The sequence below is a fragment of the Cohnella sp. OV330 genome, from assembly GCF_900112065.1.
Lineage (GTDB): Bacteria > Bacillota > Bacilli > Paenibacillales > Paenibacillaceae > Cohnella.
Genome location: NZ_FOKE01000001.1, coordinates 977,026 through 991,721, shown reverse-complemented (window position 1 = coordinate 991,721; position 14,696 = coordinate 977,026). Strand labels below are relative to the sequence as shown.

The window sequence follows — 14,696 nt, the reverse complement described above, 5'->3', positions numbered from 1 at the left end:
ACGATTTTGACAGTTTTGAGAACAATTTGTGAACTGTTGTGTGAACATTGACAAACTGTCGTGCCAATCTTTATATTTATTAGAGGGTTTAGGCACGTGCGTGACCAAAGTTCGACATCGCGCAACACATGGATCGCCGCCGCCACAGTCAGAGAAGAGGGCGATCCGTGATTATGTCAAAGTGGGGATGAATGGATGATGAATCGGTGGCGCGTATTAAAGCGGTTGCTTCCGCTAATGGCCGGCATGGCGCTCTTGCTGTCGGCATGCGGTAGGGACGACCTGTCGACGCTGAGCCCGCAGGGCCCCGTCGCGCAAAAACAATTTGACCTGATGACGCTCTCGATCTCGATCATGGCGCTAGTCGTTGTCGTCGTGTTTGCGATCTGTATTTACGTACTGATCCGCTTCCGCCGGCGCAAAGGCGACAACTCGATCCCGAAACAAGTCGAAGGGAATCACACGCTGGAGATTATCTGGACGGTCGTTCCGATTATTTTGCTGCTCATTCTGGGCGTGCCGACGATCAACACGGTTTTCGGTCTGTCCAAGGACTATTCCAAGGATCCGGAGGCGGTGCAGGTTACCGTCACTTCTCACCAGTACTGGTGGGAGTTCGAGTATCCGGAATACGGCATTAAGACCGCGCAGGAACTGATCGTGCCGACAGGGCGCAAGATTCAGTTCAAGCTCGCGTCCGGCGACGTGACGCACGCTTTCTGGATCCCTTCCATCGGCGGCAAGATCGATACCAACGCAGGCCTCGGAACGACGAACAAGCTGTACCTCGAATTCCCCAACGAAGGCGTGTTCAGAGGCAAGTGCGCCGAGCTTTGCGGCCCTTCCCACGCTTTGATGGACTTCAAGGCGAAGGCCGTCAACCAAGCTTCGTTCGACCGCTGGGTAGCGGCGATGAAGACGCCGGTGTCCATGCCGGCCGACGAGAACGTCAAGGCCGCATTCGAGAGCAAGTGCCTGACCTGCCACGCGATCGGCGAGACGAACGCAGGCAGTTCGGCTCCGAACTTGACCGGCATCGGCAGCAGGCTGACCGTCGGCGGTATCCTCTACAACGACGAAAAGTCGGCCGAGGAGAACCTGAAGGACTGGATCTCCCATGCGCAGACGATCAAGCCGGGCAACCAAATGCCGGACGTCAGCACGGATGTTTCCTACGGACCGGGCAAGGGCACGAAGGCGACCGGCCTTACCGAACAAGAGCTCGACGGCATCGCTAAGTATCTGGCCGGCCAAAAGCTCGAATACTAATACTCTAGCTTCTGCGGGGAATGAAGGAGGACGCGGCTTTGGCTGCACACGCGCACACGGTCAAGCGTTATCGGGGCTTGATGGACTGGCTGACGACCGTCGACCATAAGAAAATAGGGATCCTGTACTTAATCGCCGGCGGATTGTTCTTTCTGGTCGGCGGCCTTGAGGCGATTCTGATTCGGATTCAACTGATTAAGCCCATGAACGATTTCGTCGGGGCGGATACTTTTAACCAACTGATCACGATGCACGGCACGACGATGATCTTCCTGGCGGCGATGCCGATGCTGTTCGCGCTCATGAACGCGGTCATCCCGCTGCAGATCGGGGCGCGCGACGTCGCGTTCCCGTTCCTGAACTCGCTCGGCTTCTGGACCTTCTTCGCCGGCGGCGTCCTGCTGAACATCAGCTGGTTCGCGGGCGACATCCCGGATGCGGGCTGGACGTCGTACGTACCGCTGGCCGGCCCGACCTACGGCGGAGGCCACGGCGTCGATTATTACCTGATGGGCCTTCAGATTGCCGGTATCGGCACGCTGATCGGCGGCATCAACTTCATGGCGACGATCATCAACATGCGCGCGCCGGGCATGTCCTTCATGCGCATGCCGATGTTCACTTGGACGATCTTCATCACGTCCGCGTTGATCGTATTCGCTTTCCCGGTACTGACGGTCGGCCTCGTCGCGTTGACGTTCGACCGCCTGTTCCAGGCTAATTTCTTCGAGACGGGCAACGGCGGCAACGCCGTGCTGTGGGAACACATCTTCTGGGTGTTCGGTCACCCCGAGGTTTACATCCTGATCCTGCCGGCATTCGGCGTCATCTCCGAAGTCATCAGCACCTTCTCGCGCAAGCGCCTGTTCGGCTACAGCTCGATGGTGTTCGCGACCGTACTGATCGCGTTCCTCGGCTTCATGGTCTGGGCGCACCATATGTTCACGACGGGCCTCGGTCCTGTGGCGAACGGCCTGTTCTCCATCGCGACGATGCTGATCGCGGTGCCGACGGGGGTCAAGATCTTCAACTGGCTGTTCACGCTGTGGGGCGGCTCGATCTCGTTCACGTCCGCGAGCTTGTTCGCCATCGGGTTCATCCCGACGTTCGTCATGGGCGGCGTCACCGGCGTCATGCTGGCCGTCGCGCCGGCCGACTTCCAGTACCATGATACGTACTTCGTCGTCGCACACTTCCACTACGTTATCGTAGGCGGATTGATCTTCGGCATCTTCGCAGGTCTCCACTACTGGTGGCCGAAGATGTTCGGCCGCGTGCTGAACGAGACGCTGGGCAAATGGACGTTCTCGACGTTCTTTATCGGCTTCCACCTGACCTTCTTCATCCAGCATTTCCTGGGTCTGATCGGGATGCCGCGCCGCGTATGGACGTACCTGCCGGGCCAAGGCTTCGACACGATGAACGCCGTCAGCACCGTCGGCGCGTTCCTGATGGGCATCGGCACGATCATCTTCGTCGTCAACGTCATCGTCAGCGCGGCGAACAAGAAGCCTGTCGCGGACGATCCTTGGGAAGACGGCCGCTCGCTCGAATGGTCGATTCCTTCGCCGCCGCCGGAGTACAACTTCAAGCAGCTTCCGCTCGTGCGCTCTTATGACGCATGGTGGAACGAGAAGCAAAAGGGCAACGCCGAAATGCCGCCGGCCGAACCGGTCGGGCCGATCCACATGCCTTCGCCTTCGATCCTTCCGCTCGTCATGAGCATCGGATTGTTCGCAGCGGCGCTCGGCTTCATGTACGACCATCTGGTCGTCGCCATCGCAGGGCTCGTCGTCACCTTTGGCAGCATGTTCTGCCGCTCCGTGTTCGACGATCACGGCTTCCACATCGAGCCTGAGGAGCAGGAGAAAGGGGTGCACGCATGAGCGCACACGACCATCACTTAGACGGACACCTTCCTCATGAGCCCGAAAAGGCGACGTTAGAAGGCCGCAATAAAATTCTCGGCTTCTGGTTGTTTCTCGGCGCGGAGACGGTTCTGTTCGGAACCCTCTTCGCCGCTTTCATCGCGCTTCGCCATCAGACCCTCGACGGTCCGACGCCCGACCATCTGTTCGAGCTTCCGATGGTATTCGCCGCCACGATGATCCTGTTGGTATCGAGCCTCGCGAGCGTTTTCGCGGTTCAGGCCCTTCACCAGCACAAGGTCAAGCAGATGATCGTTTGGCTGATTATTACGATCCTGCTGGGACTGAGCTTCCTCGGACTCGAGATTTACGAGTTCAACACGTACGTATCCGAAGGCCACAAGCTGACGACGAGCGCATTCAGTTCCTCGTTCTACACGCTGGTCGGCTTCCACGGCGCGCACGTCGCGTTCGGCGTTCTCTGGATCGGGCTGCTCATCGCCCAGATCTTCAAGAAGGGCCTCACGGTCGTTACCGCTCCGAAGATCTACGTGTCCGCCATTTACTGGCACTTTATCGACGTCGTCTGGGTATTCATCTTCACCGTTGTATACCTGATGGGAAAGGTGGGTTAACCTCATGGCCAACGACCATTCGGCAGCCGCTTCGGATCCCAAGAGACGTCATCGGCACGAGGGACCGCAGAAGCACGTCGTCGCTTTTGTTCTGTCCTTAGTACTCACGATCATCGCTTTCGCCGCGGTTTCCGCCGGCGAGATCAACACGACGTTCACGTACATCATCCTCGTGTCCATGGCGCTGCTGCAGGTATTCGTACAGCTGGCGTTCTGGATGCACTTGAAGGATCGCGGACACCTGTTCGCTACGATGGGCATCATCTTCGGTATCATCGTCGTATTCACGATGGTGATCATGGCCCTGTACTGGGTTTGGTGGTAAAACAAGAAGAACTGAAGAGAGGCGGGCCTACAAGCCGCCTCTCTTTTTAACGGTTAAGGCCTTTTGCGCGGTTATGCGGTGTATTGGTGTATATTCGGCTGTATGGTCCCCGGTGGACTCAAGATCCGCTATTTCGGATTTATATGTCTTTTTGAACCCTTTGCGGACATAGGATCCGCTATTCTCGGATTGAAGGGGATTAAAGATGCAGCTTTTCGAGAATAACGGATCGTATGTCCGCCATAGACGGCGGAACGCCATTTATGGCGCGAATAACGGATCGTAAGTCCGACAGCACGAAGATTGAAGCGACTGAAAGGAGGAGCTACGATGGGTATGGGATTGGAGTATTTCTCGTTCGCCGACCTATGGAGCCCGGTCATGATGGTCATCGCTCTCTTGATCATCATTTTGTATTCGCTCGTCACGGGACCTTGGCGGGAACGGTTCGATCATAGCGAGCCCGTCTCCAAAAAGCGGCAAACGGCGTTTATTGCAGCCATCGTGCTGCTATATCTCGCGCAAGGCGGCCCGCTTAGCTTGATGGGCCATCTCATGTTTACCTTCCACATGACGGCGATGGCGATTTCCTATTTTATCGTGCCGCCCATGCTGATTTACGGCGTTCCGGCCTGGCTGTGGAGGTCCGTTTTCTCAAAGCCGTTTTGGAGGCCGCTGCGTTTTCTCATGAATCCGCTGCTGGGATTATTCGCGTTTAACCTGCTGTTCTCGGTGTACCATATGCCGGTCAACCATGACTGGATCATGACGCACTACGTCGTGCACGGCTTTTATTACTTTTTGATGCTCGGCGCGTCGATGATCAGCTGGTGGCATGTCATGTGCCCGGTCGCGGAGTGGAGCAAGCTGACGAATCTGCGCAAGCTCGGCTTCATTTTCCTGAACGGCCTGCTGCTGACGCCGGCCTGCGTACTTATTATTTTCGCGAGCACGCCGCTGTTCAGCGTCTACAACGACCCGGACGTATGGGCCAAAGCGATGGGCTATTGCATCGCCGGCGATCCGGCCGCTTTCCTGGCTCAGTTCAAGGGCGGACCGGCGTTCTTCAGCCTTCTGTCGCCGACCGACGACCAGCAGCTCGGAGGCATTATCATGAAGCTGCTGCAAGAGTTCGTCAACATCGCTGCGCTGTATACCGTCTTCATGCAGTGGTACCGGAGAGAGCGCGCGCAGGATGACGATCCCGCGTTCGACCATGCTTCGTCAAGCCGTTTGAACAATGTGTGAAGTGGCGCTTACTGAATTGAACTAAGGGCAAAGGCAGGTTACAATGGGAGCAGTTGTCCAACATTTATGGAGCGGGTGAGCCCATTTGTCAAGCTATACCATTATGCCTACGATCAGCACGAGCTTCATCGCGCTTAGCGCCATTCTCGTGGCGATCGGCTGGAATCAGATTATCCGGGGCAAACGCGAATCCCATAAAAAGACGATGATCGCGGCTGCGATCGCGGCGGTCATTTTCTTCATCATCTACGTATCCCGCACGATTTTCGTCGGCAATACCGAGTGGGGCGGACCGGATCACCTTAAGACGATTTATTTGATTTTCCTGCTGTTCCATATTACGCTGGCCATGGTCGCGGCCGTATTCGGCATCACGACGCTGGTGCTCGGCTTCAAGGAAAAATACGCGAAGCATAGGCGATGGGGCCGCGTAACCGCCGTCATTTGGTTCATCACCGCGATCACGGGCATTACCGTATACGTGCTGCTGTACCTGCTTTATCCGGGCGGCCATACGAAGCCGGTCATCGACGCGATTTTCGGCTGGTAAAAGAATAAGTCATTGAATGCTCACCCTCCGACGAGACGTCGGGGGGTGTTTTGCGTCGTGCAAAGGTTTGGTTGGGTCCCATAACAAAGAGAAGCGGCATTTTCAGTGCCTTTGCCAAATGTAGGTCAAGTAAATTTACATGACAGCCCCGCTTTCCTATACTGCTCATACATACAAGCAGAGAGGATGAGTCGGATGCACGATCGCTGGCATGCCTACATCCGGCAGGATATAGAGCTGGAGCCGACGGGCAGCGGGATACTTGACGGCATCGCGTTCGCGGCAAAGGACGTGTTCGCCGTCAAAGGGCATATCCAGGGGGCGGGCAGTCCGGATTGGTCCCGAACGCATACGGCTGCCGTCGAGCATGCCCGTGCAGTCGAGCTGCTCCTCGCGAGCGGTGCGCGGCTTAACGGCATGACGCATACCGACGAACTGATGTACAGCCTGAACGGCGAAAATTACAACTATGGAACGCCGGTCAATCCAAAGGCGGAACAGCGCATCCCGGGCGGCTCCTCGAGCGGATCCGCCGTAGCGGCCGCAGCGGGGCTCGCCGACATCGCGATCGGCACCGACACCGGCGGTTCCGTACGGATTCCCTCCTCCTACTGCGGCATCTACGGCTTCCGTCCCACGCACGGGCGCGTATCGCTGGACGGCGTCGTGCCGCTCGCCCCGTTATTCGACACGGTCGGATGGATGTCATCCTCGGCCAAGCTCGCGGCCGCGGCAGGCGCGGTGCTGCTGGAGGAACACGAAGATAAGGCGAATAGGGCGCGTCCGCGCCGGCTGCTCGTCGCGGACGACGCGCTGCGAACGGTCGACTTAGCGACGCAGTCGGCATTGACGCCACTGATCGCAGAGCTGGCTTCGTCCTTCGCTGCGAGCGAGCGCATCACGATCGCAGCGGAGGGGCTGGAGGCGTGGATGCGGATCTTCAAGCTGCTCCAAGGCGCCGATATTTGGCGGACGCACGGACCTTGGATCGAGCAAACGAGACCTCGATTCGGTCCCGGCATCGCCGAACGGTTCGCATGGACGCGGACGCTGGCGGAATCCGACTGCCGTAGGGAGGAGGAGGCGATGGCCGATATTCGCGCGAGGCTCTCCGCCTTCATGGGAGACGACACCGTGCTGGCGATCCCGACGGCGGCCGGTCCGGCACCCCTTCGCAATACGCCGCCCGAGGAGATGGAGCAGCTTCGCGTCCGTACGCAGCAACTGTCCTGCATCGCGGGCATCGGCGGCTTGCCGCAGATCACGCTGCCTTGGGCGGAGGCAGACGGCTGTCCGGTGGGGCTGTCTCTCCTTGCCGGACCCGGACAGGATATGACGCTGCTGCGATGGGCGGCCGAATGGGAAGCGCGACGTTCGAGCGCCGTGGATGCGGCGGGCGGCAGGCAATGACAGCGTAGCGGCCCGACTTCGGATCGCTAACGGCGTTAATCGTGTTCGACGCAGAGGAGATGGAGAGGATGAGCAGATCGGCAGTCGGCAAGCGGGCGATGGTCGTCAGCCCGCATTACCTGGCGTCGGAAGCCGGCGCGGAGATTTTGCGCCGAGGGGGCAACGCGTTCGACGCCGCCGTCGCCGTCAGCGCTTGTCTGGGCGTTGTCTATCCGCACATGACGGGATTGGGCGGCGACTGCTTTTGGTTGACGTACCGGGCCGGAGAAGGACGGGTTCGCGCGTACAACGGCAGCGGGCGATCCGGCGGAGCTGTCGACCGGGACTGCTTCGCCGGCATGGCGGCGATTCCGCATCGCGGCGCTCGCAGCGCGATCACGGTGCCGGGCATGGTCGACGGCTGGGCGGCCGTGCAGGGCGATTATGGCAGGCTAACGCTCGCCGAGGCGCTTGAGCCGGCGATCCGCCACGCGTCCGCAGGGTTTCCGCTGTCGCCGGATCAGCATTTTTTTACCGCGAAGTGCAAGGATATGCTAGCGGAGTATGCGGAGACTGCCGCGATCTATCTGCCGCGAGGTGAGGTGCCCGCAACCGGGGACCGGTTCGTGCAGCGCGAGCTCGCCGCGACCTTGCGGGCGGTCGCCGAAGGCGGGCGCGAGGCGTTCTACGAAGGCGCGATCGCGAGGGAGATCGTCGCCGCCCTGCGCCATGCGGGCGGCCTGCTGAGCGAGGCGGACTTCGCCGCGCACCGTGGCGGCTGGGAAGCGCCGGTGCGCGGCGACTATCGCGGCTACGCGCTCTACCAGGCGCCGCCCAACTCGCAGGGCTTCGCCGGCATTATGGCGCTGCAGGCGCTTGAGCGCTTTGATCCAGCTTCGACCCCGCACGGTTCCTATGCTTATTATCACCGAATGATTGAAGCGATCAAGCTCGCCTTTATCGACCGCAACCGGGAACTGACGGACCCTGACTTTCACAGCTTGCCGTTGAGCCGCCTGCTTAGCCAAGCCTATGCCGACGACCTGGCCGGACGGATAGACCCAAGCCGCGCGTTGGATTTCGACAGTCCGCCAGCCGGCAGCGACACGGCCTATGCAGCGGTCGTCGACGAGGAGGGCAATGCCGTCTCGTTCATCCAGAGTCTATACTTCGAGTTCGGTTCCGGATTTACCGCGGGAAAGACAGGCGTCCTGCTGCAAAACAGGGGTTCTTTTTTTTCGCTGGACCCGGCGCATGTCAACTCGTTGGAACCGAACAAGCGGACCTTCCATACGCTGATGCCCGCCATGGCGTGCCTGGACGGCAAGCCGCGATTCCTTTACGGCACCCAAGGGGGAGAAGGGCAGCCTCAGACGCAGACGGCGATTTTCACGCGAATGGCGGACTACGGGATGGCGCCGCACGAGGCCGTCGCCGAGCCGCGCTGGCTGTGGGGGCGGACATGGGGCGAGGCGTCGCGAGAACTGAAGCTGGAGAGCCGGATCGACAAAGAGACGGTTCGGCGGCTGGCGGAGGCGGGACACGACGTGCGCGTCGTGGACGCGTACGACTACCGGATGGGGCATGCGCACGCGATCTCGATCGACGGGGACGGCATTCGGCGCGGCGGCACCGATCCGAGATGCGACGGCGCCGCCGTCGGCTGGTAGCGGTCGGCGAATGGCGGGCATGGCGAACGTGCGAATGACGGCGGACACGCGAAGCAACCGGCAAGAGAGGAAGGGAAACGCATGCGTATCTTAAGGATCAAGGTAGGGGACCTGGAACGCACGGCCATCCGGCTGCCGCAAGGACTGCTGACGGTACGCGCGTTGGGCGAGGCCGCAGGGCGGAGCTGGCCGGAGGAGCTGCCCGCGTTGCTGGAGACCGGGGCGCTGGCGGACATCGGCGCTTGGCTATCGACCGAGCGCGGCACGAGGGCCGCGGCGTCGCTGCCGCCCTTGGAGCCGGTAGGATACGAATCCGCGCTGCTCATTCGGCGTCCTCGCAAAGTATGGGGGATCGGCTTCAACTATCTAAGCGAGGAGCAAGAGCAGGATCGCGAGAAGTGGGAAAGCGAGGAACCGGTCGGCTTCATGAAGCCGGATACAAGCCTTATCGGGCCCAACGACCCTATTGTGCTGCCGGCGGGCGTCGGCCGCGTACAGGCGGAAGCGGAGCTTGCCATCGTCATCGGCGCCGTCTGCCGCGACGTGAGCGAAGCGGAAGCGTATCGCTGCGTCGCCGGATTCGCGGCCGCGATAGACGTGACGGCGGCCGACGTTCACGCACGCAATCCCCGGTTTCTGACGAGAGCCAAGAGCTACGACACGTTCTGCAGTCTCGGCGCCGAACTGATCACGCCGGACGAGCTCGGCGATATCGGCCGCTTGACGGTGACGACCGCATTGAACGGCGAAGCCCGGCATAGCCTGCCGGTATCGAGCATGATTTATCGCCCTTGGCGCGCGGTCGCCTATCATTCCCGGTTCATGACCTTGCTGCCCGGCGACATCATTCTGACCGGCACGCCAGGCGCGGTCCCGATCGCGGACGGAGACCGGATCGAATGCCGGATCGACGGCTTTGCGCCGCTGGCGAATCCGGTGCGCGAACGGGAATAAAGGCGCTGACAGAAAACAGCCGTACGGCATCCCTTGATCATAACGGGGGCCGTGCGGCTGTTTTCGTTATGCCCGGCTTAGAGCGCGCCCCGGGCGGCGATGAAGGTCTCGATGTCGTAAGCTTTGAGCGGCTTGCTGATATAGTAGCCCTGCATCTCGTCGCAGCCGTGCTGGGCCAGAAATTCGGATTGGGAAAGCGTCTCGACGCCCTCGGCGACGACCTGGAGGTTCAGGTTGTGCGCGAGCGAGATGATCGTCGCCACGATGGACCGATCCTTCGTCTCGGAATGCATCTGGCGGACGAAGGACTGGTCGATCTTGAGCCGGTCGACGGGGAAGCTTTTGAGATAGCTAAGCGAGCTGTAGCCTGTGCCGAAGTCGTCGATCGAGATGGATACGCCGAGCGTCTTGAGCTGGCGGAGCGTCTCGATCGAACGGCTCACGTCCATCGTCATCGATTCGGTGATCTCCAGGTCGAGGAGCTCGGGGGACATGCCCGTCTCCCGGACGATCCGCTCCACCGATTCGGCGAAGTCCGGGCTGACGAACTGCCTGCTCGACAGGTTGACCGACATGCGCAGAGGCCCGACCTCCGATTGGCTCCAGCGCCGCGCCAGCGTGCAGGCGGTGCGAAGCGCCCAATCGCCGATCGGCACGATCATGCCGGTCTCTTCGGCGAGCGGGATGAACTCGGCGGGCGAGATGAGTCCTTTGCTGCTATGCTGCCAACGGATGAGCGCCTCCACGCCGACGACCTTGCCCGTCGCGAGCTCAACCTGGGGCTGATAGACGAGGAAAAACTCGCCGCGGTCGAGCGCTTTGCGCAGCTCGTTTTCTAATTGGACGCGCTCGAAAAGGGAGTCGTTCATCGAAAAATCGTAAAAATTGTAGGTGTTCTTTCCGTTTTCCTTCGCGGAGTACATCGCGGTATCCGCGTTTTTCATGAGCGAAATTAACGAGTCGCCATCCTCCGGGAATAGCGCGATGCCGATGCTGGCGGTGATATGGACATCCTTGCCCCGCAGCGAGAACGGGATGTCCAGCTCCCGGTTGATGCGAGCCGCGATCGCCTGCGCTTCCTCGCGCGAGATGCCGCCCGTCAGCAGCACGGAAAACTCGTCTCCGCCCAGCCTGGCGACGATGCCCGTATGCTTGACCGCCTCGCTCAGCCGATCGGCGACGGACCGGAGCAGCAGATCGCCGACGTCGTGCCCTTGGGAATCGTTGACCAGCTTGAAGCGGTCGATGTCGAGAAAAAGAACGGCGGCCGACTGCCCGTCCTGCTGCTGATCCGCGATCGCCTTGACGAGCTGCTGCTCGAACAAGCGGCGGTTGGGCAGCCCTGTCAGCTCGTCGTGATGCGCCATATAGTTCATTTGCCACTCGGCTTGCTTGCGCTCCGTAATGTCGCGGACGATCGTATACACGCCGACGACCTGTCCCTCGACGAGGACGGGCACGTTCGTGTTGTTCACCTCGAGCCGCCCGCCGCCGCGGTGGATGAGCGCGCAGTCGAAGTTGCGGGATTGCCCCGTTATCGTGTGCTGGAAGTTAACGGCGACCGTATGCTGATACTCGGGGGAGATCATGTCTCTCAACTTGAGCTTGGAGAGCGCCTCCCAATCGTAGCCGGTCAGGCGGAAGGCGGCCAGGTTGGCGTCCAGCAGCTTGCCCTCGAGACTATACGAAAAGACGGCGTCCTGGCTATGCCTGAACAGCGACTCGATTCGCATGTCCCGCTCCAGCTGGCGGCGCATCTGCGCCTTCCAAAATCGCTCCATAAAAAGGGCGGCGAACGCGATCCCGATCACGAACAGCGTAGCGAACCCGAGGAAAAAGGAAATCATGGCGGAGGAGCCGCTCTGTCCTGCGTCCGGAACGTCCTCCGGGGACGTCCAGGATGCAAGCGCCAGCCCGATATGGATCGTCGCCGTAAAAGCCGTGCCTAGCAGCACGCCCGCGATGGCTTTGCGCCGCGGGCCGCGCGACGTCTGGAATTTGTACGCGATCCAGAGGACGACGATAAACATAAAAGCGACGCCGAGCGTGAACGAGACGAATGTCGCGGCGTCAAAACGCGGGAGCAGGCTGCAGCGCATGGCGCGAAGGCCGGCAAAGGGCAAGATCGCCGCGCAGATGCCTGCGATGGCTCCGCGCGCGAGGATCGCCCGCTTGCGAAGCTTGGACCGGCTGACGGCCCGGAGGATCAACGCAGCGGACGTCGCCGCGATCGCCAGCGTCAGGATCATCGTGAAGTAATCGTAGTCGATGCCGGTCGACCATTTATAAGCATTGATTTCGTAAAAACAGACGGCCCAAATGCCCGCTCCCATAACCGCTGTCCCGCACGCCAGCCAAGCGAGGCGAGCGCGTCCCTTAGAGGCCGCGGCATATTGAAGCGCCATGCTTAATCCCGTATAGGAGGCTATGGACGCGATTAAGCAGGATAAAACGACCATGGTCGCATTGTATGAGCTGTGGAGTTCGATCAACGTGACCATCCTAACTTTGGCAATGATTGACATGAATCGACATAACCTGATTTTACCGGGTTAACCGCGCGTTGAATAGGCCTATTTATTCCATTAGGTATAAAAAATGCATCTTCCTTAATAGAGGGATCGGCCGATTGCCTGAAGTGCGAGCGAAACTAGAAGCGCAAAACGAGAGGCGCAAAACGGGGCAGAGCGCGGAAAACCCGCCCGGAAGCTTGTCCGGACGGGTCATTATTCTACCGTTAATCTTTAAGCGCGTTAACGAACGCCTTCGGAATATCCGTCACGAACCGCAATCCCTCGCCGGTCGAAGGGTGGATGAAGGCGAGCACTCTCGCATGCAGCCCGAGGCGGCCGAGGATCTTGGAGCGCGCCCCGTACTTTTTGTCGCCGACGACCGGGTGGCCGATGTCCTGCATGTGGACGCGAATTTGATTTTTGCGGCCGGTCTCGAGCTTGACCTCGAGCAGCGAGAGCTGCGACTTGGCCTCGAGCGTCCTGTAATGCGTCACCGCATGCTGGCCGTCGTTCGGGTACGGGCTGGAATACATTTTAAGCGTCTTGCTCTCCTTAAGCCAGGAGGAGACCGTGCCTTCGGCGCGCGCGACGCGGCCTTCGACCAGCGCGACGTAGATCCGCTCGGTGACGGCTTCCTGCCAGTTGTTCTGGAGCGACTGCTGGATCTCTTCGCGCTTCGCGAACATCATGACGCCCGAGGTGTCACGATCGAGCCGGTGCACGACGAAGATCCGGCTGCGGGGATCCGTCCGCCTCACATGCTCGGTGAGCTGCCGGTAGGCGGTCAATTCGGTCTCCTGCGGCGAAGCGATCGAGAGCAGGCCGGCCTCCTTCGTGACGACGATCAGGTCGTCGTCCTCGAACAGGATGGACAAGCCGATCAGCGGCGGGACTTCTTCGATCCGTTCACGACTGACGGAGACGGAGGCGCCCGGCGCAAGCGAATGATTGTACGCGGTGACGGTCGTGCCGTCGACGGACACTTGACCGCGGGCGAGGATCGCCTTGACGGCATTGCGTCCCTGGCCGCTCAGCTTGGCGAGCAGGAAGGGCAGCAGCTCGGCCGGCTCCTGAGCCGTGAAGCTGCGCGCGCCCCCGCTGGCCTGGGCCTTCGATTCGCCCGCTCGGCCGGCCGGCGCTGCCGCTTTGCCTCCGGCGCGTCCCTGCGCGGGCCGCGCAGCTTCAGACCCGCGGCCTCCGCGACCCGGTCTCCCATGAACGCCGTCGCGGCCTCTTTGCGCTCCGCCGTTCCCGTCCCGCGTCCCGCCTTCCGCCCGCGGCTTGCGGGCCTGTCCTCGTCCGCCTCGATTGTTTTTCCCGTTCATATCGTTGTTCCCTCCGGTCGTCGCGCCCGTCCGCATCTGCCGCGCGGCGGGCGTAGTGTCTTTATTCTAATAGATTAAGCCCGTTGCAACAAATCCGCGCGATCTCTGCGGCAGCGAATTCCAAATTCAGGATTGACACGTCTTGCATGCAGTGTTTATACTGTGTATAAAGATATACACACAGTATGAGTGACGGGGGCGAGCAAATGTCTGGATGGCGCGCGACGAAGGCGCTGGCGGCATTCGAGTTCAAGCGCGATTGGCTGGGTCTGGTGTTCACGGCTTTATTCGCCCTATACGCCGGTACGATCATCAGCGCGTTGGTCGACGATAGATTCAGCAATAGCGACATGTCCCGCTATATGAGCGGCATGGCGGACTGGCTGTACACGTTCACGATTCCCGTGTTCGGCTGCGCGATGAACCGCACGATATTCGCTTACTGGAGAGGGGACGTCTTTACCAAGCGCCTGTCGCATTGGCGGACGATGCCGATCCCCGTGGCGCGGATGGCGAGCGCCCGCATGCTGCTGGCGGCGGCGGCGATGGCCGTTGTCGTCGCGATCTTTTTCATTAGCCAATACTGGCTCGCTCCCGCGCTTCGAGACCGGGTGTCTCCCGGCGAGTGGGCGGCGGCCGCGGCGATCTGGTATTGCTACGGACTGGTCATGAACGCGGTATACCTATACCTGGAGATGGGCTTCGATGGGAAAACCTACGTCAAGGCGTACATGACCATTTGTCCGGCGCTCGGACTGATCGTGGCTGTCCTGGCTTGGCAGGGGATCAGCCTGGTAGGCGAGCTGCTGGATACGGTTCGCGAAGCGCCGGTGCTGCTGCCGGTCGTGGCCGCCGCGATTGCGGCGTTTGCGCTCTACGGGATGCGGCGGGCGATCGTGAAGCGTTTGGAGCGCAGAAGCTACAGCTTTTAAATGAAGTAACGGGAGGAA

At 60.5% G+C, this 14,696-nt stretch carries 12 protein-coding genes; 10 read left to right on the top strand and 2 right to left on the bottom strand.

Translation table 11 applies throughout. The features are described from left to right. Positions 1-195: 195 nt before the first annotated feature. The 9 genes from coxB to BM235_RS03640 all read left to right on the top strand — a co-directional run bounded on the left by coxB (position 196) and on the right by BM235_RS03640 (position 9,908). Complete coding sequence (gene coxB, locus BM235_RS03680; protein ID WP_090109390.1) at positions 196-1,269, top strand: cytochrome c oxidase subunit II; 1,074 nt, start codon at positions 196-198, stop codon at positions 1,267-1,269. Between the two features lie 80 nt (positions 1,270-1,349). Further along, positions 1,350-3,155, top strand: coding sequence for a cytochrome c oxidase subunit I (ctaD, locus tag BM235_RS03675; RefSeq protein WP_255374043.1), 1,806 nt, complete (start codon positions 1,350-1,352; stop codon positions 3,153-3,155). After that, positions 3,152-3,772: a cytochrome (ubi)quinol oxidase subunit III gene (locus BM235_RS03670; protein WP_090109386.1), complete on the top strand. Its 621-nt coding sequence runs from the start codon at positions 3,152-3,154 to the stop codon at positions 3,770-3,772. The genes ctaD and BM235_RS03670 overlap by 4 nt, the downstream gene beginning before the upstream one ends. Positions 3,773-3,776: 4 nt before the next feature. Then, a complete protein-coding gene (locus BM235_RS03665) occupies positions 3,777-4,097 on the top strand; it encodes a cytochrome C oxidase subunit IV family protein (protein WP_090109384.1) in 321 nt (106 codons plus the stop codon). A gap of 330 nt (positions 4,098-4,427) precedes the next feature. Continuing rightward, positions 4,428-5,345, top strand: a complete 918-nt coding sequence (ctaG, locus tag BM235_RS03660) for a cytochrome c oxidase assembly factor CtaG (RefSeq protein ID WP_090109382.1) — start codon at positions 4,428-4,430, stop codon at positions 5,343-5,345. 85 nt (positions 5,346-5,430) lie between these two features. Continuing rightward, positions 5,431-5,895, top strand: a complete 465-nt coding sequence (locus BM235_RS03655) for a DUF420 domain-containing protein (protein WP_090109380.1) — start codon at positions 5,431-5,433, stop codon at positions 5,893-5,895. Between the two features lie 195 nt (positions 5,896-6,090). Continuing rightward, on the top strand, positions 6,091-7,305 hold the full coding sequence (locus BM235_RS03650) for an amidase (RefSeq protein ID WP_090109378.1): 1,215 nt from the start codon (positions 6,091-6,093) through the stop codon (positions 7,303-7,305). 68 nt (positions 7,306-7,373) lie between these two features. Beyond that, complete coding sequence (ggt, locus tag BM235_RS03645; RefSeq protein WP_090109376.1) at positions 7,374-8,954, top strand: gamma-glutamyltransferase; 1,581 nt, start codon at positions 7,374-7,376, stop codon at positions 8,952-8,954. Between the two features lie 81 nt (positions 8,955-9,035). Further along, a complete protein-coding gene (locus BM235_RS03640; protein ID WP_090109374.1) occupies positions 9,036-9,908 on the top strand; it encodes a fumarylacetoacetate hydrolase family protein in 873 nt (290 codons plus the stop codon). 77 nt (positions 9,909-9,985) lie between these two features. On the opposite strand, the gene BM235_RS03635 is transcribed toward BM235_RS03640, so the two are convergent. Further along, positions 9,986-12,241: a putative bifunctional diguanylate cyclase/phosphodiesterase gene (locus BM235_RS03635; RefSeq protein ID WP_158543679.1), complete on the bottom strand. Its 2,256-nt coding sequence runs from the start codon at positions 12,239-12,241 to the stop codon at positions 9,986-9,988. A gap of 404 nt (positions 12,242-12,645) precedes the next feature. Next, positions 12,646-13,746: an RluA family pseudouridine synthase gene (locus tag BM235_RS03630; protein WP_090109370.1), complete on the bottom strand. Its 1,101-nt coding sequence runs from the start codon at positions 13,744-13,746 to the stop codon at positions 12,646-12,648. Positions 13,747-13,952: 206 nt separating this feature from the next. Here BM235_RS03630 and BM235_RS03625 point away from each other — a divergent pair, with 206 nt between their 5' ends. Then, complete coding sequence (locus BM235_RS03625; protein ID WP_090109368.1) at positions 13,953-14,678, top strand: hypothetical protein; 726 nt, start codon at positions 13,953-13,955, stop codon at positions 14,676-14,678. Positions 14,679-14,696 lie beyond the last annotated feature (18 nt).

Bases quoted from the DNA above. Each gene is read 5' to 3' on its own strand.
- BM235_RS03625 (WP_090109368.1), top strand. From the start codon at position 13,953: ATGTCTGGATGGCGCGCGACGAAGGCGCTGGCGGCATTCGAGTTCAAG.
- BM235_RS03670 (WP_090109386.1), top strand. From the start codon at position 3,152: ATGAGCGCACACGACCATCACTTAGACGGACACCTTCCTCATGAGCCC.
- BM235_RS03630 (WP_090109370.1), bottom strand. From the start codon at position 13,746: ATGAACGGGAAAAACAATCGAGGCGGACGAGGACAGGCCCGCAAGCCG.
- ctaG (WP_090109382.1), top strand. From the start codon at position 4,428: ATGGGTATGGGATTGGAGTATTTCTCGTTCGCCGACCTATGGAGCCCG.
- BM235_RS03650 (WP_090109378.1), top strand. From the start codon at position 6,091: ATGCACGATCGCTGGCATGCCTACATCCGGCAGGATATAGAGCTGGAG.
- coxB (WP_090109390.1), top strand. From the start codon at position 196: ATGATGAATCGGTGGCGCGTATTAAAGCGGTTGCTTCCGCTAATGGCC.
- BM235_RS03635 (WP_158543679.1), bottom strand. From the start codon at position 12,241: ATGGGAGCGGGCATTTGGGCCGTCTGTTTTTACGAAATCAATGCTTAT.
- ggt (WP_090109376.1), top strand. From the start codon at position 7,374: ATGAGCAGATCGGCAGTCGGCAAGCGGGCGATGGTCGTCAGCCCGCAT.
- BM235_RS03640 (WP_090109374.1), top strand. From the start codon at position 9,036: ATGCGTATCTTAAGGATCAAGGTAGGGGACCTGGAACGCACGGCCATC.
- ctaD (WP_255374043.1), top strand. From the start codon at position 1,350: ATGGACTGGCTGACGACCGTCGACCATAAGAAAATAGGGATCCTGTAC.
- BM235_RS03665 (WP_090109384.1), top strand. From the start codon at position 3,777: ATGGCCAACGACCATTCGGCAGCCGCTTCGGATCCCAAGAGACGTCAT.